Genomic DNA, 20045 nt, shown 5'->3' with positions numbered 1-20045 from the left:
AGCCGCCTGACGCAGGGAATCAATAAGCCCATCATTATTTTATGGTTTTTATGGAAGGATGCTCGCATTCAGCGATATTCCTGTAAAGTTACGGCAGAAAACGGGTTAAACTAACCTATATTTTGCTGCTGGAAGGTCAACATGGACATTAACAATAAAGCACGTATCCACTGGGCATGCCGCCGCGGGATGCGCGAACTCGACATCTCCATCATGCCGTTCTTTGAGTATGAGTACGATACCCTCAGCGACGCTGACAAACAGCTGTTCATTCGCCTGCTGGAAAATGACGATCCGGATCTGTTCAACTGGCTGATGAACCACGGCAAACCGGCCGATGCGGAGCTGCAGCGGATGGTAACCTTAATTCAGACACGGAATCGGGAACGTGGTCCTGTGGCAATCTGATCTCCGTATCTCCTGGCGCGCGCAGTGGTTTTCCCTGCTGCTCCACGGCGTTGTGGCGGCGCTGGTGCTGTTGGTTCCCTGGCCGCTAAGCTACACCCCGATCTGGCTGCTGCTGTTGTCGCTGGTAGTGTTTGACTGCGTACGCAGCCAGCGGCGGATCCATGCCCGTCGCGGAGAGATAAAACTGCTCACCGATTCCCGTCTTCGCTGGCAAAACGCCGAATGGGAGATCCTCGGGACGCCGTGGGTCATCAATAGCGGTATGCTGCTGCGTTTACGCCATGTCGATACCCGGCGCGGGCAGCATCTGTGGCTGGCGGCGGATAGCATGGATGCCGGAGAATGGCGCGATCTGCGCCGGCTGGTGCTGCAAAAACCGGCGCAGGAGTAAGCGGCGTCAGGAGAAGTGTTCGGCCATTTCGCCGAGGATCTGCTCGCACCAGCTCTGGATGCGCTCGTCGCTCAGGTCGTACTGATTGGTTTCATCCAGCGCCAGGCCAACGAACAGTTGGCCATCGGCGATAACCGGTTTTGGACTGGTGAACTCATAGCCTTCGGTTGGCCAGTAGCCGACAAACTTCACGCCTTTGGTCGCCAGCTTGTCGTGCAGCATGCCCAGTGCGTCAAGGAACCATTCGCCATAGCCCAGCTGATCGCCCATGCCGTACAGTGCGACGATTTTGCCTTCCAGGTCCAGGGTATCCAGTTGCTCCCAGACCGCCTCCCAGTCTTCCTGAATTTCGCCGAAATCCCAGGTCGGGATGCCGAGGATCAGTACGTCGTACTGGCTCATCAGCGCGGGGGAATCGTCTTTCAGATTGTGCAGCGTCACCAGCTCAGGGCCGATGATATCGCGGATTTTCTCCGCAGCCATTTCGGTATAGCAGGTACTGGAGCCGTAAAAAAGACCTATATTCATCGCGTAAACGTCTCAATTCTTGCCGTGAATTGCGCCTAGTGTACCAGAAAGGCGGCCTCTTAAGGCATAATGAGACCCTATAACGAACAAAGAGGCCGATGTGAAACAGGATCTGGCACAAATCGAACAGTTTCTCGATGCCCTTTGGCTGGAGCGGAATCTGGCGGAGAATACGCTCAGCGCTTACCGTCGCGATCTGACGATGTTAGTCGAGTGGCTGCACCATCGCGGCCTGTCGCTGGCCAGCGTCGGCAGCGACGATCTGCAGGCGCTGCTGGCTGAGCGGCAAACCGGCGGCTACAAAGCAACGAGCACCGCACGTCTGCTCAGCGCCGTGCGCCGGTTCTTCCAGCATCTGTACCGGGAAAAAATTCGCCCGGACGATCCCAGCGCGCTGCTGGCTTCGCCGAAGCTACCGCAGCGGTTGCCGAAGGATCTCAGCGAGGCGCAGGTTGAACGTCTGCTGCAGGCGCCGCTGGTGGAGCAGCCGCTGGAGTTACGCGATAAGGCGATGCTGGAAGTGCTGTATGCCACCGGCCTGCGCGTCTCGGAACTGGTTGGCCTGACGATGAGCGATATCAGCCTGCGTCAGGGCGTGTTGCGGGTCATTGGTAAAGGCAACAAAGAACGTCTGGTGCCGCTGGGCGAAGAGGCGGTAATGTGGGTAGAAAATTACCTCGAATATGGTCGCCCGTGGCTACTGAATGGCGTGGCGTCGGATGTCTTATTTCCCAGCCAGCGCGCACAGCAGATGACGCGTCAGACCTTCTGGCACCGCATTAAACACTATGCCGTCCTGGCGGGGATCGACAGCGCGAAACTCTCCCCGCACGTATTACGCCATGCCTTCGCCACGCATTTGCTCAATCACGGCGCCGACCTGCGCGTGGTGCAGATGCTGTTAGGACACAGCGATCTCTCCACCACGCAGATCTACACCCACGTGGCGACCGAGCGTCTGCGACAACTTCATCAACAGCACCACCCGCGGGCGTGAGTGCTGAACAAAAGGACTGAGTATGAAAAAAGGTTTATTGATGTTCACTCTGCTGGCAGCCTCGCTTTCCGGCGCGGCGCATGCCGATAGCGCGGCGATCAAACAGTCGCTGGCGAAGCTGGGTGTGCAGAGTACTGATATTCAACCGTCGCCGGTTTCCGGGATGAGCACGGTGCTGACCGACAGCGGCGTCCTGTACGTTACCGACGATGGCAAACACATCATCCAGGGGCCGATGTACGATGTGAGCGGCGCGCAGCCGGTCAACGTCACCAACCAGTTGCTGGTCGGTAAGCTGAACGCACTGAGCAACGAGATGATTGTCTATAAAGCGCCGAAGGAGCAGCACGTCATTACCGTCTTTACCGACATCACCTGCGGCTACTGCCATAAACTGCACGAGCAGATGAGCGACTACAACGCACTGGGCATTACCGTGCGCTATCTGGCCTTCCCGCGCCAGGGGCTGCAGAGCCAGGCCGAGCAGGACATGAAGGCCATCTGGTGTGCGAAAGATCGCAACAAAGCGCTGGATGACGCCATGAACGGCAAAGGCGTGCAGCCGGCAAGCTGCAATGTGGATATCGCCAAACATTACACCCTCGGCGTGCAGATGGGCGTCAACGGCACCCCGGCGATGGTTCTCAGCAACGGTATGGTGTTGCCGGGCTATCAGGGGCCGAAAGAGCTGAAAGCGTTCCTCGACGAGCATAAAAAACAGACAAGCGGTAACTGATTCGCGTGAAACAACAGATACAACTACGCCGCCGTGAGGCGGTTGACGGCGTCGATCTCCCTGCCGACCTGCCGCCGCTGCTGCAGCGGCTGTATGCCAGCCGCGGCGTGCGCAGCGCGCAGGAGCTGGAGCGCAGCGTCAAAGGCATGCTGCCGTGGACGCAGCTCACCGGCGTTGAAAAAGCGGTTGAGATGCTGCACGACGCTTTCGAGAAAGGGTTACATATTGTGGTGGTCGGCGATTTTGATGCCGACGGCGCCACCAGTACCGCCCTTAGCGTGCTGGCGCTACGCGCGCTGGGCTACGGTAACGTCTCCTATCTGGTGCCCAACCGTTTTGAAGACGGCTACGGTTTAAGCCCGGAAGTGGTCGATCAGGCGCACGCTCGCGGCGCGCAGATGATCATGACCGTTGATAACGGCATTTCGTCACATGCCGGTGTCGATCACGCCCATGCGTTGGGCATTCCGGTGCTGGTGACCGATCACCACCTGCCGGGCGAGACGCTACCGGCGGCCGAGGCCATCGTTAACCCTAACCTGCGCGATTGTGACTTCCCGTCGAAATCACTGGCCGGGGTGGGGGTGGCGTTTTATCTGATGCTGGCGCTGCGTACTTTCCTGCGCGATAAAGGCTGGTTCGACGCCCGCGGCATAGCCGCGCCGAACCTTGCCGAGCTGCTGGATCTGGTGGCGCTGGGCACCGTCGCGGACGTCGTGCCGCTGGATGCCAACAACCGCATCCTGACCTGGCAGGGGTTAAGCCGCATTCGCGCCGGCAAATGTCGGCCAGGCATTAAAGCGCTGCTGGAAATTGCCAACCGTGACCCGCAAAAACTGGCGGCCAGCGACCTCGGTTTCGCCCTTGGGCCGCGCCTCAATGCGGCGGGGCGGCTGGATGATATGTCCGTCGGCGTGGCGCTGCTGCTGTGCGATAACATCGGCGAAGCGCGCGTGTTAGCCAATGAGCTTGATGCGCTCAACCAGACGCGTAAAGAGATTGAACAGGGGATGCAGGCCGAAGCGTTGACCCTGTGTCAGCAACTGGAACGCAGCAGCGACACCCTGCCTGGCGGGCTGGCGATGTACCATCCGCAGTGGCATCAGGGGGTGGTCGGCATTCTGGCATCACGCATTAAGGAGCGCTTCCATCGCCCGGTTATCGCTTTTGCGCCGACCGGCGACGGCACGCTGAAAGGTTCCGGCCGCTCTATTCAGGGGCTGCACATGCGCGATGCGCTGGAGCGCCTGGATACGCTCTATCCGGGACTGATCCTGAAGTTCGGCGGCCATGCTATGGCGGCGGGTTTATCGCTGGAAGAGGCGCGCTTTGAGGAGTTTCAACAGCGCTTCGGCGAACTGGTGACCGAGTGGCTGGATCCCGCATTATTGCAGGGCGAGGTGGTCTCCGACGGCCCGCTGGCGGCGACGGAGATGAGCATGGAAGTGGCGCAGATGCTGCGCGATGCCGGACCATGGGGGCAGATGTTCCCGGAACCGTTGTTTGATGGCCGTTTTCGCCTGCTGCAGCAGCGGCTGGTAGGCGAGCGTCACCTGAAAGTGATGGTCGAACCGGTTGGCGGCGGCCCGCTGCTGGACGGTATTGCTTTCAACGTTGATACTTCCATTTGGCCGGACAACGGCGTGCGCGAAGTGCAGTTAGCCTACAAGCTCGACATCAACGAGTTCCGCGGCAACCGCAGCCTGCAGCTGATCATCGATCACCTCTGGCCAAATTGACAACAGTGTATGAATAAGGGCGCGAATCCGGTAGAATTCCGCTCTTATCACCGCATTTTGACAAATCCATTAAAAGAAACCGACCATGTTTGAAATAAATCCGGTAAAAAACCGCATTCAGGACCTCACGGAGCGCTCCGACGTTCTTAGGGGGTATCTTTGACTACGATGCCAAGAAAGAGCGTCTCGAAGAAGTAAACGCCGAGCTGGAACAGCCGGACGTCTGGAACGAACCTGAACGCGCCCAGGCGCTGGGTAAAGAGCGTTCTTCCCTGGAAGCCATTGTGGATACCCTGGATCAGATGTCCCAGGGGCTGGAAGACGTGGCTGGTCTGCTGGAGCTGGCGGTTGAAGCCGAAGACGAAGAGACCTTCAACGAAGCGGTTGCTGAGCTGGACGGGCTGGAAGAGAAGCTGGCACAGCTTGAGTTCCGCCGCATGTTCTCCGGCGAATACGACAGCGCCGACTGCTACCTCGATATTCAGGCCGGTTCCGGCGGCACCGAAGCCCAGGACTGGGCCAGCATGCTGATGCGCATGTACCTGCGCTGGGCGGAAGCCCGCGGCTTTAAGACCGAAATCATCGAAGAATCCGAAGGTGAAGTCGCGGGCATTAAATCCGTGACCATCAAAATCATTGGCGATTACGCCTACGGCTGGCTGCGTACGGAAACCGGCGTTCACCGCCTGGTGCGTAAGAGCCCGTTCGATTCCGGTGGCCGTCGTCATACCTCCTTTAGCTCGGCGTTCGTTTATCCGGAAGTGGATGACGATATCGATATCGAAATTAACCCGGCCGATCTGCGTATCGACGTTTATCGCGCATCCGGCGCCGGTGGACAGCACGTTAACCGTACGGAATCCGCGGTGCGTATTACCCACATCCCGACCGGGTTGGTGACGCAGTGCCAGAACGACCGTTCGCAGCACAAGAACAAAGACCAGGCCATGAAGCAGATGAAAGCGAAGCTTTATGAGCTGGAGATGCAGAAGAAAAATGCCGAGAAGCAGGCGATGGAAGACAACAAGTCCGACATCGGCTGGGGCAGCCAGATCCGCTCTTACGTGCTGGACGACTCGCGTATTAAAGATCTGCGTACCGGGGTGGAAACCCGCAACACTCAGGCGGTGCTCGACGGCAGCCTGGACCAATTTATCGAAGCAAGTTTGAAAGCAGGGTTATGAGGAACCAACATGTCTGAACAACAAGCACAGGGCGCTGACGCGGCAATTGACCTTAATAATGAACTGAAAACCCGCCGTGAGAAGCTGGCCGCGCTGCGTGAGCAGGGCGTCGCTTTCCCGAACGATTTCCGTCGTGACCATACCTCTGACCAACTGCACGCTGACTTCGATGCGAAAGAAAACGAAGAGCTGGAAGCGCTGAACGTTGAAGTGGCCGTTGCTGGCCGCATGATGACCCGTCGTATTATGGGTAAAGCGTCTTTCGTTACCCTGCAGGACGTTGGCGGCCGCATTCAGCTATACGTCGCGCGTGATGACCTGGCGGAAGGCGTTTATAACGACCAGTTCAAAAAATGGGATCTTGGCGACATCATCGCCGCCCGCGGTAAGCTGTTCAAGACTAAAACCGGCGAGCTGTCCATCCACTGCACCGAGCTGCGTCTGCTGACCAAAGCCCTGCGTCCGCTGCCGGACAAATTCCACGGCCTGCAGGATCAGGAAGCGCGCTATCGTCAGCGTTACCTCGATCTGATCTCCAACGATGAATCTCGCAACACTTTCAAAGTGCGTTCGCAGATCCTGGCGGGTATTCGTCAGTTCATGGTTGGCCGCGGCTTTATGGAAGTGGAAACCCCGATGATGCAGGTGATCCCGGGCGGCGCTTCCGCGCGTCCGTTCATCACCCATCACAATGCGCTGGATCTGGACATGTACCTGCGTATCGCGCCGGAACTGTACCTCAAGCGTCTGGTGGTTGGCGGCTTCGAACGCGTCTTCGAGATCAACCGTAACTTCCGTAACGAAGGGATCTCCGTTCGTCATAACCCAGAGTTCACCATGATGGAACTCTATATGGCATACGCGGATTACAAAGATCTGATCGAGCTGACCGAATCCCTGTTCCGCACCCTGGCGCAGGACATCCTCGGCAACACTGAAGTGCCTTACGGCGACCAGGTGTTCGACTTCGGCAAGCCGTTTGAAAAACTGACCATGCGCGAAGCGATCAAGAAATACCGTCCGGAAACCGAGATGGCGGATCTGGATAACTTCGATTCCGCGAAAGCGATCGCTGAGTCCATCGGCATAAAAGTTGAGAAGAGCTGGGGTCTGGGCCGTATCGTGACCGAGATCTTCGAAGAAGTGGCGGAAGCGCATCTGATTCAGCCGACCTTCATCACCGAATACCCGGCGGAAGTTTCTCCGCTGGCGCGCCGTAACGACGTGAATCCGGAAATCACCGACCGTTTCGAGTTCTTTATCGGCGGCCGTGAAATCGGTAACGGCTTTAGCGAGCTGAACGACGCTGAAGATCAGGCGCAGCGATTCCAGGATCAGGTTGATGCGAAAGCCGCCGGCGACGACGAAGCGATGTTCTACGACGAAGACTACGTCACCGCGCTGGAACACGGCCTGCCGCCGACCGCTGGTCTGGGTATCGGTATCGACCGTATGGTCATGCTGTTCACTAACAGCCACACCATCCGCGACGTGATCCTGTTCCCGGCGATGCGTCCGCAGAAATAATCGCCCTTCGCGAAATACAAAAAACCCGGCTTGCCGGGTTTTTTTATGTCTGATATGAGGGCCGAAGCCTGACGTAGCCCGGCGCAGCGCAAGCCGGGGGATCCCGGATAGCGGCGTAAATGCCTTATCCGGGCTACGCAATGGCGCAGAACCGTAGGCCTGTGCAAGCGTAGCGCCGCCAGGCATTAATGACAGGCACAGGGCTGCGCCTGGCCTGGAGAATAGTCAGCTTACCCGCGCAGACGCGCAACGAAATCGATCAGCGCCTGGCGGGCGTCCTGGTTTTCCGCTTCCAGTACCATCCACGGGCTAAACGCCCACGGCGTGGCGGCCAGCGCGCTTAACATCGTTTCCAGGTCAACCCACTGATAATCCATGACTTCATCGTCGTTAAGCTGCACTTGGCTGACCACGCGTGCGGCATACACCGGGCACACTTCGTTCTCAACAATGCCGTTGGGGGCGACCGCCCGGTAGCGGAAGGCCGGGTGAACCGGCGCGATATCGGCGATCTCCACGCCGAGCTCGAAGCGGCAGCGGCGCGTGACGGCCTGCTCGAAGGTCTCGCCCTGCTGGGGGTGTCCGCAGACCGAGTTAGTCCACACCCCGGGCCAGGCTTTTTTGCCCAGCGAACGACGGGTGACCAGAAACTGACCCTGCTGATTAAACAACCAGCAGGAAAACGCGAGATGTAAAGGGGTATCAAGCGTGTGGGCGGCATACTTCTCCAGCATACCGGCAGGTTGATCCTGCTCATCCAGTAAAATGACGTGTTCCCCGGCCATGACGACTCCTGAAAATAAAAAATGACCCGGCACAAACCCGCCGGGTCATGTACTCAGGCCACTAGGGTAGCCCATAAATGGGAGAAAGGCATTACCAAAACAAGCCCTGGAGGCTGGTCTGCGAGCGGCAGCCTGGGACTGCGGGGCGTGCCCTCCACGACGTGCGGTATGAACGTGAATCTTTTCGTCGCTGGCCGAACGTGATGCCAGAGGGGCATCTGTTAGCCTTCAGGGATGACGCCCTGCGCCGCGGGCTGGTATGATATTCGCCCTGATTGCGAGGTAAGTGGTTGTGTTAAGTGCAGGATGCCTGATGATGAAACGCTTTTATATGACACTGATGCTGGCGACAAGCCTGGTGCTGGCCGGTTGCTCCAGCACCTCCGACTCCGGTGCCACCTATACCGTCAAACGTGGCGATACCCTGTACGGCATCTCGCGCACCACCGGCACCAGCGTTCGCGATCTGGCTCGTCTGAATAACATCTCGCCGCCTTACACCATTGAGGTGGGGCAGAAGCTGAAGCTCAACGGCAGCGGCGCGTCAAAGACGACGAAGAAAAAATCTTCCTCTACGCGCACTGCGGCGGTCACCCCTTCATCTGCGGTACCTCAATCCTCCTGGCCGCCGGTGGGACAGCGCTGCTGGCGCTGGCCGACCAGTGGCAAAGTGGTCCTGCCTTATTCCACCGCCGATGGCGGCAATAAGGGCATTGATATTGCCGGGACCCGCGGGCAGCCGGTGTATGCCGCCGGGGCGGGCAAGGTGGTGTATGTCGGCAACCAGCTGCGCGGCTATGGCAACCTGATCATGATTAAGCACAGCGAGGATTACATCACCGCCTACGCCCACAACGATAAGCTGATGGTGAATAATGGCCAGAGCGTGAAGGCCGGCCAGCAAATTGCCACGATGGGCAGTACGGATGCCGACTCTGTGCGCCTGCATTTCCAGATCCGCTATCGGGCCACGGCCATCGATCCGCTGCGCTATCTGCCGCCGCAGGGCAGTAAACCTAAGTGCTAAAAGGTTATTTTATCGCCAGTCAGCATCTGGCAGGCTTGTCACAGGGTGCGTAAGGGCTATAATGCTTCTCGCACCTCTTCGCGGGCGTAGTTCAATGGTAGAACGAGAGCTTCCCAAGCTCTATACGAGGGTTCGATTCCCTTCGCCCGCTCCAAACTCCAAACTCCAAACTCCAGTCTCCTGACGTCTTCTAAACTCACTTCTCCCTTGATAAATAAGCGGTTATAGCATGCTGTTAGTCTATTGAACTCCGACGGAGGACTCCACTTTGGTTGCGGGATCAGCGTTTTGCGCTGCTGGCGCTGGAGTCGTCGCGTTTAGTGATATTTTCGCATTTATCCTGTTTCCGCAGGATGAGTAATTTTACGCAACCGGCTCGCGCTGACGACGACCGATACCGCAGAGGCCGCGGCAGCGCTCCACAGCGCAACATGAATTGACCTTTCATCTGCTGCCAGCAGAACGGCTACGGCGGCGGCTCCCAGGCACTGCCCGAAAGTGCGCATAATGGATAAAACACCGGACGCATAACTCGCGTGCTCACGAATAACGTTTGAGAGCATTTCCCGGTTATTAGGACTCTGAAAGCAGCCAAACCCTATTCCGCACACCAGACTTCGCAGGCAGATATCCCACATTGAAGGGCCGGCGGGTAACGTCGCCAGCAGGATCAAACCGACGACAAAAATCACCAGCCCCAGGGTGGATATCGCCGGGGCTGATATCGTGTCCGCCCAACGGCCTGCATGCGGCGCAATCAGCACGATCCCTAACGGCCACGGCGTAAACAGCAGGGCAGACACTACCGGACTGTAGCCGTATTCGCTCTGAAACAGGAAGGGCAGCGCAATAAAGGTGATCCCCTGGCTAACAAAAGCAATCATCGACGTGAAGGCCGCGAGGGTAAAACGTTCATTTTTAAACATGGTCGGCGGCAGTAAGGGATGATCCGTGCGGCGGATTTGCCAGATAAAAGCCATGCCGCTCAGCGCAGCGAGAGCCATCCAGCAAAGGCTGCCGAATTGAGAAGTAGCGTTCTGTAGGCTGTTCGCCGCCATGATCGTCGAACCCAACAGCAGCGCCGACAATATGGCGCCCACGGTGTCGAAGGGCGCCTGCATACGGATCGCATCCCGCGGCAGCGCTCTGACCGCCAGCAGTAAGGCGAGGGTGCCGGGAAGAACGTTTATCGCAAACAGCCATTGCCAGCTCAGGGTGTGAAGGATCGTACCGCCCAATACCGGGCCGATAGCGGAGCTGGAGGCAATGAGCAGGGCATGGAATCCCAGAATGCGGCCAAGTAATCGTCCGGGAAATACGGACCTGAGTATTGCGGGGGCAATACTCAGCGTCGCCGCGCCGCCGATCCCCTGAAGCACGCGCATACCGATAAGCACTTCGGGCTTATTCGCCAGCGCGCAACCCAGTGATGTCAGGGTAAAGGTCGTCAGGCCCGCCAGAAATACGGGGCGATAACCCAGACGGGCCGCAAGCGCCGCGAATATCGCCAGCGTCATCGCAGCCGCCAGCAGATACCCGTTGGCGAACCAGACGGCAATACTGGCAGGTACCTGCATCTCCTGAGCCATTGAGGGCAGGGCAATGTTGATCATGGTGCCATCAAACACGCCCATTAAGGTGGTGGTCATTATTGCGGCCATCACCCGTGCGCGCGCCGGGCCAGGCAGTCCTTCGTCGCCGGGTTGGCTGGAAAAGAGCGTCATCATTTGTCCTCTGAGAAGAGTGTATGGATGACAAAACTATAAAGATGGCTTTTACTGGGCGGAAGGCGCACTACTTTCACTTTATTGTTGCATCAAACGCCTTATCTTAATGTGCTGGGAGGAAGGGTAATGTCTGATCCCGATTTTAATTTGCTGGTAGCACTCGACATATTGCTGAGTGAAGCGAGTGTCGCAGGTGCGGCACGTCGTCTGAACCTCAGCACCTCGGCCATGAGCCGGACATTAAGCAGGTTACGCGATGTCACAGGAGACCCGATCCTGGTGCGCGCCGGGCGTAACATGGTACTGACCCCGTGGGCCGAAGCGACCCGGGATCGCGCCAGGCGTGCAGTGCACGAGGCCAGGGCAGTATTGCAGCCCTCAACGGAAACGTTCTGCGCGAGAAGTCTGGCGCGTCTTTTTACCATCAGGGCAAACGATGGCTTTGTGGTGGCGTTTGGGCCTGCGCTCATAGCAGCGGTTGCCGACGCCGCGCCGGATGTCTGTATACGCTTCGCGCCTAAGCCGGAAAAAACGTCGCGCTATCTTCGGGAAGGGCTGGTTGATCTGGAGATTGGCGTTCAGAGTAATATGGGGCCAGAAATACGGCTGCAACGACTGTTTGAGGATCGGTTTGTTGGCGTCGTGCGTAAAGGGCACCCGCTGGCTAAGCAGGCAGAAATAGGCGTGGGTGATTATGTCGCCTGGGGCCATGTGGTAGCGTCACCCGATGGCGCGTTGCACGGATCCGTCGACGATGCGCTGGCCGAACTGGGGACAAAACGTAAAATTGCGAGCGTCGTACCGGGATTTCCGACAGCCCTGTCCGTGGCGCTGGAATCGGATCTTATCGCCATGATACCCGCACTCTATTTACTCAATCAGCAGGTAACGGACCAGGTACATGTTTTCGAGCTGCCGTTCAAAAGCCGTCGTATTACGGTATCGCAGATGTGGCACCCAAGAATGGAACGCGACCCCGGTCACCGCTGGCTGAGAGAGCAAATTCTTGCGATATGCGGTGTGGGGAGGTCAGTCATGACTAAGGAGCCTGTATAGCGATTGCTATAACATCAATTTATATTAAATGAATAATTCAAATTATTGATATTTAATATAAAAAATAAAGCGAAGTAGCGGTGTAGTAGCTAAATTGAGATGTCCATCTCTGACCAAATAGACATGTCCGCGCTACCGTCTCGCCACAGCGATCGCTGCTTTCAAAGGATGAGACTCATGACGGCATACGGAACGGAAATTTTCTCAATGAGCGATGTGAACAGACTCACTATCGAAGTCTCCATACTTCGATAGACCGTTTATGTTCTTTCCGCGAGACCTAATCGAAAGCCCTCCTGGTACCTTTAAATTAACAGTTAACGATAAATAAAGGACAGCTTCCCTGTCCTTTATTCTTTTTTATTCAGTTTTGCTTTCGCGCGATCGCAATACCTCGCCGACCACCGGGGCGGCGGTAAACGCATTTGGCCATCCCGCGTAGAACGCCGCCTGGGCGACTACTTCTCCGGCCTCTTCAGCCGAAAGCCCATTATCCATGGCTCTGTTCAGGTGGTAGCCAATCTGCGCGCTCTGTCCGGCGGCGATTAACGCGCTGACCGTCACCAGACTTCTGTCGCGGGGCGTAAGCGCGGGCCGTTGCCAGAGGTCGAGAAACAGCGGGTCGGCGGTAAATTTAACCAGGCCAGGCGAAATGGGGCCGACATTTTTTTCCACGGTCTCTGCACGCTGTTTCTCTACCTGTTCATTGAGTGGCAGCAGCGTTGGCGAGGCGGCGGGCAGGGCCTCTGCCGTGATGCCGCGGGCTGCAAAGATCGCTTTGGTCACGCTGACGGCTGACATTGCATTGGGCCAACCTGAGTAGAACGCCAGATGGGTAATGATCTCTGATACTTCCGCTGGCGTCACGCCGCTATCGAGAGCGACTTCAATATAGTGCTTCAGCTCGCCTGGCTGGTTGCGGGCAATCAGCATGGCCACAGTCACGATGCTGCGGTCCCTGGGCGAGAGGGCTTCGCGTGTCCACAGATCTTCAGTAATTGCTTCTCGACCAAAGCGCGCCAGCGCCGGGGAGACCGCTTGAATATCAGCGTCCACAAGGGTGGAGGGGGTAATTTTCATCATAGCTTCATCTCTTTGTTCGTTGGCATAAGCAAAATCAGACAGCACAAGCGACAAGGCTGCCGCGGCAATCACGTTTTTCATGTTTTATTCTCCCTGCTGAACAGGACAGAGGGTTACCGCGTCCACACCTGAGGATGGTCTTTGGCTTGCGGCGTGTTTTGCGCCATCACGCCTGTGAGAACGTGCGGCTGGTAGGCCTCTTCCAGATAGCGGATCTCCTCAGAACTGAGCCGCAGGTTCACGGCGCTGACCGCACCGTCAACATGGTGCTTTTGCGTGGCGCCGACCACCGGGGCGGTGACTTTAGTCAGCAACCAGGCCAGCGAGATTTCGGTCATGGAGACCTGATGCCGTTCGGCAAGTTCGGCGACGCGCGCAATAATGATCCGATCCTGCTCTGCCGTGCCGTCGTATTTCCCCCGGGCATAATCATCTTCCACCGTTCGCCGTGTGTGGCCTTCTAAGCGGGAGAGACGGCCGCTGGCCAGCGCGCTATAGGGGGTCATGGCGATATTATCTTCTGCGCACAGCCCGAAGAGTTCTCGTTCGTCTTCACGCATAATCAGGTTGTAATGGCTTTGCATGGAGACAAAGGGCGTCAGCCCTTCGCGTTCGGCAAGGGCGTTCGCCTTCGCCAGCTGCCAGGCATAGCAATTGGAAATGCCAATCGCGCGCACCTTGCCGGCGGTCACGGCGGTGTGCAGCGCCTCCAGCACGTCGATAACCGGGGTGTTGTGATCCCAGATGTGGTAGATGTAGAGGTCGATGTAGTCCATCCCGAGGTTTCGCAGACTCTGGTCAAGCGAGCGGGCTATCGCCTCTTTTCCGCTGATCCCCTCGGCTATCTGGGCAGCGGTTCGTGGCAGAAACTTGGTGGCCAGCACCACCTCCTCGCGTTTTGCCATCTCCCGCAGCGCCCGGCCAACGTACCGCTCACTGGAGCCGTTCTGATAGGCGATGGCGGTATCGTAAAAATTGATGCCCTTTTCGAGGCCGTAGCGAATGATGTCCCGGCTTGCTGTTTCGTCCAGCGTCCAGCGATGCTGGCCCGTCAACGGATCGCCAAACCCCATACATCCCATGCAGATGCGGGAGACCAGTAAGTCACTTTTACCGAGCCGGGTATACTGCATCGTTATTTTCTCCCTTTGGGTTATTCCACCAGAGTTTTCAGCTGCGCGATCAGTCTGGCCGCGTGCTCCCGGGCACGTGCTTTTTGCTGGGCGATTTTGTCGGCATCCCGGTCGGCGTAGCTGATGCCGCAGGTATAAACCGGCGCCAGCAGCTCAAGATTGCACAGCCTGGCCGTGGTCTCGAAGGGGAGGAGATACTCTTCAATGGCGTGGCCAAAGAAACCGTCAGTGGTGTAGAGCGCCTGCGGTGCCCCGGTAGTGAAAGAAAGAAGGAGCTTTTTACCACCCAGTTTCGCCGTTGAGCCATGCGCGAAGCCGTGAACAAAGACCTCGTCCAGCCACTGTTTCATTAACCCGGGCAGCCCATACCAGGAAAAAGGAAACTGCCAGACAATCACATCGGCCCTGAGCAGGCTTTCCTGCTCTGCGCTGATGTTGATGTTGCCGTGCGGATAGAGCCTGTCCAGACGGCGGATTTCCGCGTCGGGCAGGGCGGTCTCCACTTCGTCGAGGATGGTGGCGTTGGCGATGGAATGGTTGAGGTCCGGATGTCCGGAAACGATAAGGATATGAGGCGTTCCCATCGTTACTCCTGATGTTTAAATTCGGCTGAGAAGAGATTTTCCCAGCTAATAAACGAGCCGAGTGGAATACACTCGAAGGTTAATAAACCCGCTTTTGCCAGCGGAAATTCGGCCATGACGTTATTCGCCTCTTCCACGGTGTCGCATTCGAGGAAAATAGCGACGCCGGGTCGGTCCTGACGGAAATAGATGTCGCGGATAAAGCCAGACTTATACAGTCCCCAGGCATGCAGGGCTTCCGCGGTAAGGTGCGGCGCATAGTGTTCCAGCGTCGCGCCGGGCGCGGGAATATCCAGACATAAAATTCGCATCGTTGTCTCCGGAAAGTCGTTATCAGCGGGAAGAGACAAAAGTATACGAGCCCCTGGTGGCGAAGATTAGGCGGTCATTGACTTAAGAAAATTTAGCCTGTACTTAATAATCAGGCGAGGTTGGCTTAAGGAGATGCTATGAATAACGCGCTTTATAATCAGATACGCATTTTTCAGAGCATTGCGCGCGAAGGCACTATCTCGGCCGCCGCAAGGAAATTAGAAATCACACCGCCGTCGGTCAGTAATGCGCTCAAGCTGCTGGAAGAGCACATTGGTCATCCGCTTTTTGTGCGCACTACCCGGCGAATCGAGTTGACAGAAACCGGGCAACAGCTGCTGGAGCAGACTGCGGCGGCGGTGGAGGTTCTGGAAACATCGCTGGAGAGCCTCCGCGACCAGAATCAGGAACCCTCCGGAGCAGTGAGAATAACCCTCTCGCGCTTTGCCTACCTGCTTATTTTGAAACCGGCGATGGCGGCATTTTGTCAGCAATATCCGGGGATCCAGCTGGAAATATCGGTCTATGACGGTACCGTCAATATTATTGAAGAACGATTCGACCTGGGGATCCGCTTTGGCGATATTCTCGAAGGCGGAGTGGTCGCCCGCCCGTTAATGAAGCCGTTTCGGGAAGGGTTATATGCCTCCTCAGCCTATCTGGCCGAATATGGCGTGCCTGCGGTGCCCGCCGATCTCAACCATCACCGGCTGATTGGCTATCGCTTTATTACCAACAACCGCATCCTGCCGCTGATCCTCAATGACCACGGCGAGCAGCTCACCGTCGAGATGCCCGGACAGTTAATCAGCAATGATATTGACGTCATGGCCGACGGTATCCGCCATGGACTGGGGATTGGCCGCTTGTTTGAACCCATCTGGCGGCTACAGCCCGATCGTGAACAGTTTCTACCGGTGATGGAGGACTACTGGAAAACCTATCCGCCGGTTTATCTCTATTACCCGAAAAACGCGGGCAGAACGAAAAGGGTGAAAGCCCTGATTGATTTTCTGATAGCACATACCGCGGAATAGAGGTTATTTGCGTGCGAAATGTCTGAAGGCACCGGCCCTGTCTTTCTCTCAGCCTTAACCCTATACTCCCTGCGGATAACGCGTTTTTATCGCGGTGCATTTTGCCGTGCAACGGCTCATCCCATCGTCAACGCGATGGACGGGGAATATCAATAAGGGAGAGGCAGCAATGGGCAGACGCTTCATGGTCTGTATGTTCGCGCTGGTGGCGTTTTCGGCCAGTGCAGCGCAGGGCGTTCACGGTGGCCATAACGGGCAGTCGGTAATAGCTGGCGCCGACGGCGGCAACGGTTCGAACGGCGGCGATAGCGATAATTCCTCGGGTCGGGCAGGGTGCCCGGGCGGCACCGATCCCGATAAGCACGGCCATTTTTACCTGCCCGGCACCCGCGAACCCTGCAATCCTGGCCCTCAGGATGCAGAGAAAGTCGGGTCTTCCCGCTAGCGTTCAGCTCAGATCGTGCAGCGCTTTGTCTGATGGCGGGGAAAGCTGAATATCCTGAAACTCAACCGCCAGTCCCCCGCGCTCCGGTGAGCAGCACATGACGCCCGCTTTCACCGGGCCTGGCGGAAAGTAGCCGAGCCGCAGCAGCGGCCAGCGCTCGCCGTCGGTCGAATACTGCAGCCTTAACGCATCGCCCTTGCGGGTCAGCCGCAGCCAGAAGGTGCGCGGGTCGCCGGGAAAAAGCCCGGTGGCCCAGTCGGAGTGGGTTAGCGTCAGTACGCTGCCGATGGCCGGGGCATCGTCATTGAATTCAATCCCCGCCTTCAGCCAGGTCTGCTCGTCCGCCATCATCATTAGTCCAGCCTGGTCGTAAAGCGTGGTGAAATCGGCACATATTTTTGCCTGCAGGGTAAAATCACCTTCCACCTCAGTAGCATAAAGATGCCCAGAGAAACGCTCGAAGCCATACCAGGTATGGCGCCAGAAGTCGGTATGCTTATCGGTGACCACCGTCAGGCCGTCAGTATCGCGGCGCCACTCGGCAGGTTCATTGATCCAGTGAAAGGACGGCTGCATTTTTCCTCCGGGATACGCTTATAACAGCGACTGCAGTACGGGTGACGCCATGCTGGCCTCAAAGGGAATAATCTCGGTACGGGCGAGACCCAACTGCTGGAAGGGATCCTGACTCAGACGCGATTCCAGCATTTCCCGGCTGGCGCATTTCGCCAGAATCACCCCGCCGGTGCGGGGAAGGCGGCGGCCGGAGGCGAGAAAGAGGCCGTCAGCATAGCCTTTTTTGAGCCATTCGACGTGGGCGGGAATGGCGTCGTCCACCTCTTCGAGCGGTTTTATATACGTTAAAACAACCACATAAAGCGTACTCATCCTGAAAACCCTGTCAATCCGATGGGATCGCCAGCCTGACACATTTCGATGAGGGATAAAAGAAAGCGCGGTATTTTTCCGTGCTATTGCGCAAGGGAGGGCATGTAGCCACTCAACGGGGGCTTATCGCAGGCGTGAAATAACACATATGTTTTTACGAATGTATATTGATCTTTATTGGTGGTTCCGTATGCTGTCCGTCACGCTTGAGGAGAAATCATGTCTTTATTGCCCCTGCAACTGTTCAAAAACCTCGCCGATGAAACCCGGCTGGGGATCGTATTGCTGCTCAAGGCGCGTGGAGAGCTGTGTGTTTGCGATCTCTGTACGGCGCTCGCCCAGTCCCAGCCCAAGATCTCCCGCCATCTGGCGATGCTGCGGGAAAGCGGGCTGCTGCTGGATCGTAAACAGGGTAAATGGGTCCATTACCGCCTCTCTCCGCAGATGCCGGCCTGGGCGGCGCAGGTGATTGAGCAGGCCTGGCTCAGTCAGCAGGACGATGTGCGGATGATGGTTTGCAGACTGGCTGACGGGGCGGGTTGTCAGTAAAAATTTTATCTAAACATATCTGTTTTTTCGAATGTGATTGACGGGGGTAATCATGTTGCTGGCAGGCGCGATTTTTGTCCTGACCCTGGTGCTGGTGATCTGGCAGCCGCGGGGTTTAGGGATCGGCTGGAGCGCGGCCTTTGGCGCGGCGCTGGCGCTGGCCACCGGTGGAGTACAACTAGCCGATATCCCGGTGGTGTGGCATATCGTCTGGAATGCGACCGCCACCTTTATCGCCGTTATCATTATCAGCCTGCTGCTTGATGAGTCTGGCTTTTTTGAATGGGCCGCTCTGCACGTTTCCCGCTGGGGAAGAGGGCGGGGTCGTCTGCTATTTACCTGGATTATCCTGCTCGGCGCCGCGGTGGCGGCGCTGTTTGCCAACGACGGCGCGGCGCTGATCCTCACCCCCATCGTGATTGCCATGCTGCGAGCGCTGGGATTCAGCAAGGGAACGATGCTGGCCTTTGTCATGGCCGCCGGATTTATTGCCGATACCGCCAGCCTGCCGCTGGTGGTGTCGAATCTGGTGAATATCGTTTCGGCAGATTTCTTTGCCATCGGCTTCAGGGAGTACGCTTCGGTGATGGTGCCGGTCGATCTCGCGGCGATCCTCACCACCCTGGCGATGCTGCATCTGTTCTTTCGCCGGGATATCCCGCCGGCCTGGGATATGGCGTTACTGAAAGCGCCGGTCACGGCGATAAAAGATCCGGCGACGTTCCGCACCGGCTGGGGCGTGCTGCTGCTGTTGCTGGTCGGCTTTTTCGTTCTTGACCCGCAGGGGATCCCGGTCAGCGCCATCGCGGCGCCGGGAGCGGGGATCCTGTTTGCTGTCGCGAAGCGCGGGCGGGTGATTAACACCGGCAAGGTGCTGCGCGGCGCCCCGTGGCAGATCGTGATCTTCTCGCTGGGAATGTATCTGGTGGTGTATGGCCTGCGAAACGCCGGGTTAACGGATTATCTGACCACGGTGCTGAACATGCTGGCGGAGCGCGGGCTCTGGGCCGCGACGCTGGGCACCGGTATCCTGTCGGCCTTCCTCTCTTCAATAATGAATAATATGCCCAGCGTACTGGTCGGCGCCCTGTCGATTGATGGCAGCGCGGCAACAGGGACGATCAAAGAGGCCATGATTTATGCCAACGTCATCGGCTGCGATCTGGGGCCCAAGATCACGCCAATTGGTAGCCTGGCCACGCTGCTCTGGCTGCATGTGCTGGCGCAGAAGCACATCACCATCGGTTGGGGGTATTATTTCCGCTGTGGCATTACCATGACCCTGCCGGTGCTGCTTGTGACGCTGGCCGCGCTGGCGCTGCGTCTCTCCTTCAACCAGCCATGAGAACGTACTATGAGCATCACCATTTACCATAACCCTGACTGCGGCACTTCGCGTAATACCCTGGCGCTGATCCGCAACAGCGGCGCTGAGCCCACCATTATCTATTATCTGGAGACGCCGCCATCGCGCGATGAGCTGCGCCAGCTGATCGCCGCGATGGCGATCCCGGTACGTGCCCTGCTACGGAAAAACGTTGAACCCTACGACGCGCTGGGGCTGGCGGAAGACCGGTTTACTGACGATCAGTTAATCGACTTTATGCTTCAGCATCCGATCCTGATTAACCGTCCGATCGTGACAACGCCGCGGGGCACCCGACTCTGCCGCCCCTCAGAGGTGGTGCTGGAGATCCTGACGGCGTCGCAAAAAGGCGCGTTCGTGAAGGAAGACGGTGAGCCAGTCATTGATGCCGCAGGGCAGCGTGTGAAATAACTCGCGAAAGGCGCCGGCTTTGACTCCCGGCTGCCTCACTTCCCCTCCCGTCATCCTCCGCGACAAACACCGTGGGCCAGGATAGTCCCTGATAGAGAAATATTGCCACTTAGCGTGGTTTCTACATCATTC

At 57.4% G+C, this 20045-nt stretch carries 23 protein-coding genes and 1 tRNA gene; 15 read left to right on the top strand and 9 right to left on the bottom strand.

What is annotated here, in order from left to right:
• Positions 1–141: 141 nt before the first annotated feature.
• Positions 142–408 (top strand): FAD assembly factor SdhE, encoded by a 267-nt coding sequence (sdhE, locus tag N438_RS11880; RefSeq protein WP_002916312.1) that lies wholly within the window; start codon positions 142–144, stop codon positions 406–408.
• The gene (locus N438_RS11875) at positions 389–799 is read left to right on the top strand and encodes a protein YgfX (RefSeq protein ID WP_002916310.1); all 411 of its coding nucleotides are present in this window, start codon (positions 389–391) and stop codon (positions 797–799) included. Before sdhE ends, N438_RS11875 begins: the two co-directional genes overlap by 20 nt.
• A 6-nt stretch (positions 800–805) precedes the next feature.
• Here N438_RS11875 and fldB read toward each other — a convergent pair whose 3' ends face one another.
• Positions 806–1327, bottom strand: a complete 522-nt coding sequence (gene fldB, locus N438_RS11870; protein ID WP_008806427.1) for a flavodoxin FldB — start codon at positions 1325–1327, stop codon at positions 806–808.
• A 100-nt stretch (positions 1328–1427) separates the two neighbouring features.
• On the opposite strand from fldB, the gene xerD reads away from it, so the two are divergent.
• From xerD to lysS, 5 genes are all read left to right on the top strand, one after another.
• Positions 1428–2324, top strand: a complete 897-nt coding sequence (gene xerD, locus N438_RS11865; RefSeq protein WP_008806426.1) for a site-specific tyrosine recombinase XerD — start codon at positions 1428–1430, stop codon at positions 2322–2324.
• Between the two features lie 22 nt (positions 2325–2346).
• Positions 2347–3060, top strand: a complete 714-nt coding sequence (dsbC, locus tag N438_RS11860) for a bifunctional protein-disulfide isomerase/oxidoreductase DsbC (RefSeq protein ID WP_008806425.1) — start codon at positions 2347–2349, stop codon at positions 3058–3060.
• A 5-nt stretch (positions 3061–3065) separates the two neighbouring features.
• On the top strand, positions 3066–4799 hold the full coding sequence (gene recJ, locus N438_RS11855; RefSeq protein ID WP_032736401.1) for a single-stranded-DNA-specific exonuclease RecJ: 1734 nt from the start codon (positions 3066–3068) through the stop codon (positions 4797–4799).
• 85 nt (positions 4800–4884) lie between these two features.
• Positions 4885–5983, top strand: a protein-coding gene (prfB, locus tag N438_RS11850) for a peptide chain release factor 2 (protein WP_012540595.1) whose coding sequence is annotated in 2 segments (ribosomal slippage) — positions 4885–4959 and positions 4961–5983 — 1098 coding nt in all. Because the reading frame shifts where the segments join, the coding sequence is not laid out codon by codon here.
• A 9-nt stretch (positions 5984–5992) separates the two neighbouring features.
• Positions 5993–7510 (top strand): lysine--tRNA ligase, encoded by a 1518-nt coding sequence (gene lysS / locus N438_RS11845; RefSeq protein WP_008806422.1) that lies wholly within the window; start codon positions 5993–5995, stop codon positions 7508–7510.
• Positions 7511–7740: 230 nt separating this feature from the next.
• Here the strand turns inward: lysS and idi are convergent, their stop codons facing one another.
• Entirely contained in the window at positions 7741–8295 is a 555-nt protein-coding gene (idi, locus tag N438_RS11840; RefSeq protein WP_016161814.1) for an isopentenyl-diphosphate Delta-isomerase, read from the bottom strand.
• 313 nt (positions 8296–8608) lie between these two features.
• On the opposite strand from idi, the gene actS reads away from it, so the two are divergent.
• Together actS and N438_RS11830 are read left to right on the top strand one after the other, a co-directional pair.
• Positions 8609–9322 (top strand): amidase activator ActS, encoded by a 714-nt coding sequence (actS, locus tag N438_RS11835; RefSeq protein WP_016161813.1) that lies wholly within the window; start codon positions 8609–8611, stop codon positions 9320–9322.
• An 80-nt stretch (positions 9323–9402) separates the two neighbouring features.
• Positions 9403–9476, top strand: a tRNA-Gly gene (locus tag N438_RS11830).
• A gap of 181 nt (positions 9477–9657) precedes the next feature.
• Here N438_RS11830 and N438_RS11825 read toward each other — a convergent pair.
• The gene (locus N438_RS11825; RefSeq protein ID WP_080923504.1) at positions 9658–11046 is read right to left on the bottom strand and encodes an MFS transporter; all 1389 of its coding nucleotides are present in this window, start codon (positions 11044–11046) and stop codon (positions 9658–9660) included.
• Between the two features lie 129 nt (positions 11047–11175).
• On the opposite strand from N438_RS11825, the gene N438_RS11820 reads away from it, so the two are divergent.
• The gene (locus N438_RS11820; RefSeq protein WP_008806405.1) at positions 11176–12105 is read left to right on the top strand and encodes a LysR family transcriptional regulator; all 930 of its coding nucleotides are present in this window, start codon (positions 11176–11178) and stop codon (positions 12103–12105) included.
• A gap of 360 nt (positions 12106–12465) precedes the next feature.
• Here the strand turns inward: N438_RS11820 and N438_RS11815 are convergent, their stop codons facing one another.
• Genes N438_RS11815 through N438_RS11800 form a run of 4 tightly spaced genes read right to left on the bottom strand, consistent with a single transcriptional unit; the run spans position 12466 to position 15216 of the window.
• Entirely contained in the window at positions 12466–13269 is an 804-nt protein-coding gene (locus tag N438_RS11815) for a carboxymuconolactone decarboxylase family protein (RefSeq protein ID WP_064166670.1), read from the bottom strand.
• 32 nt (positions 13270–13301) lie between these two features.
• Entirely contained in the window at positions 13302–14321 is a 1020-nt protein-coding gene (locus tag N438_RS11810; protein WP_038421781.1) for an aldo/keto reductase, read from the bottom strand.
• A gap of 20 nt (positions 14322–14341) precedes the next feature.
• Positions 14342–14905 (bottom strand): NAD(P)H-dependent oxidoreductase, encoded by a 564-nt coding sequence (locus N438_RS11805; RefSeq protein ID WP_022064931.1) that lies wholly within the window; start codon positions 14903–14905, stop codon positions 14342–14344.
• A 2-nt stretch (positions 14906–14907) separates the two neighbouring features.
• Positions 14908–15216 carry a superoxide dismutase gene (locus N438_RS11800; protein ID WP_004151785.1) on the bottom strand — a complete coding sequence of 103 codons (309 nt, stop codon included), beginning with the start codon at positions 15214–15216 and terminating at the stop codon, positions 14908–14910.
• Positions 15217–15354: 138 nt separating this feature from the next.
• Here N438_RS11800 and N438_RS11795 point away from each other — a divergent pair, with 138 nt between their 5' ends.
• On the top strand, positions 15355–16254 hold the full coding sequence (locus tag N438_RS11795) for a LysR family transcriptional regulator (protein WP_012540606.1): 900 nt from the start codon (positions 15355–15357) through the stop codon (positions 16252–16254).
• 169 nt (positions 16255–16423) lie between these two features.
• Positions 16424–16699 carry a hypothetical protein gene (locus tag N438_RS11790; RefSeq protein WP_008806400.1) on the top strand — a complete coding sequence of 92 codons (276 nt, stop codon included), beginning with the start codon at positions 16424–16426 and terminating at the stop codon, positions 16697–16699.
• A 3-nt stretch (positions 16700–16702) separates the two neighbouring features.
• On the opposite strand, the gene N438_RS11785 is transcribed toward N438_RS11790, so the two are convergent.
• Together N438_RS11785 and N438_RS11780 are read right to left on the bottom strand one after the other, a co-directional pair.
• On the bottom strand, positions 16703–17275 hold the full coding sequence (locus tag N438_RS11785; RefSeq protein WP_012540607.1) for a DUF1349 domain-containing protein: 573 nt from the start codon (positions 17273–17275) through the stop codon (positions 16703–16705).
• A gap of 18 nt (positions 17276–17293) precedes the next feature.
• Positions 17294–17587: a YciI family protein gene (locus N438_RS11780; protein WP_008806398.1), complete on the bottom strand. Its 294-nt coding sequence runs from the start codon at positions 17585–17587 to the stop codon at positions 17294–17296.
• 219 nt (positions 17588–17806) lie between these two features.
• Here N438_RS11780 and N438_RS11775 point away from each other — a divergent pair, with 219 nt between their 5' ends.
• Genes N438_RS11775 through arsC form a run of 3 tightly spaced genes read left to right on the top strand, consistent with a single transcriptional unit; the run spans position 17807 to position 19913 of the window.
• Positions 17807–18136, top strand: coding sequence for a metalloregulator ArsR/SmtB family transcription factor (locus tag N438_RS11775; RefSeq protein WP_008806397.1), 330 nt, complete (start codon positions 17807–17809; stop codon positions 18134–18136).
• 52 nt (positions 18137–18188) lie between these two features.
• A complete protein-coding gene (locus N438_RS11770) occupies positions 18189–19481 on the top strand; it encodes an arsenic transporter (protein ID WP_016161792.1) in 1293 nt (430 codons plus the stop codon).
• A 9-nt stretch (positions 19482–19490) separates the two neighbouring features.
• Positions 19491–19913, top strand: a complete 423-nt coding sequence (gene arsC, locus N438_RS11765; protein WP_008806395.1) for a glutaredoxin-dependent arsenate reductase — start codon at positions 19491–19493, stop codon at positions 19911–19913.
• Positions 19914–20045 lie beyond the last annotated feature (132 nt).

This window comes from Klebsiella sp. GL120222-02, assembly GCF_003097195.1.
In the GTDB taxonomy this organism is placed as follows: Bacteria; Pseudomonadota; Gammaproteobacteria; order Enterobacterales; family Enterobacteriaceae; genus Klebsiella; species Klebsiella variicola.
The sequence above is the reverse complement of the archived record's forward strand: the minus strand, read 5'-3'. Positions and strand labels throughout refer to the sequence as shown.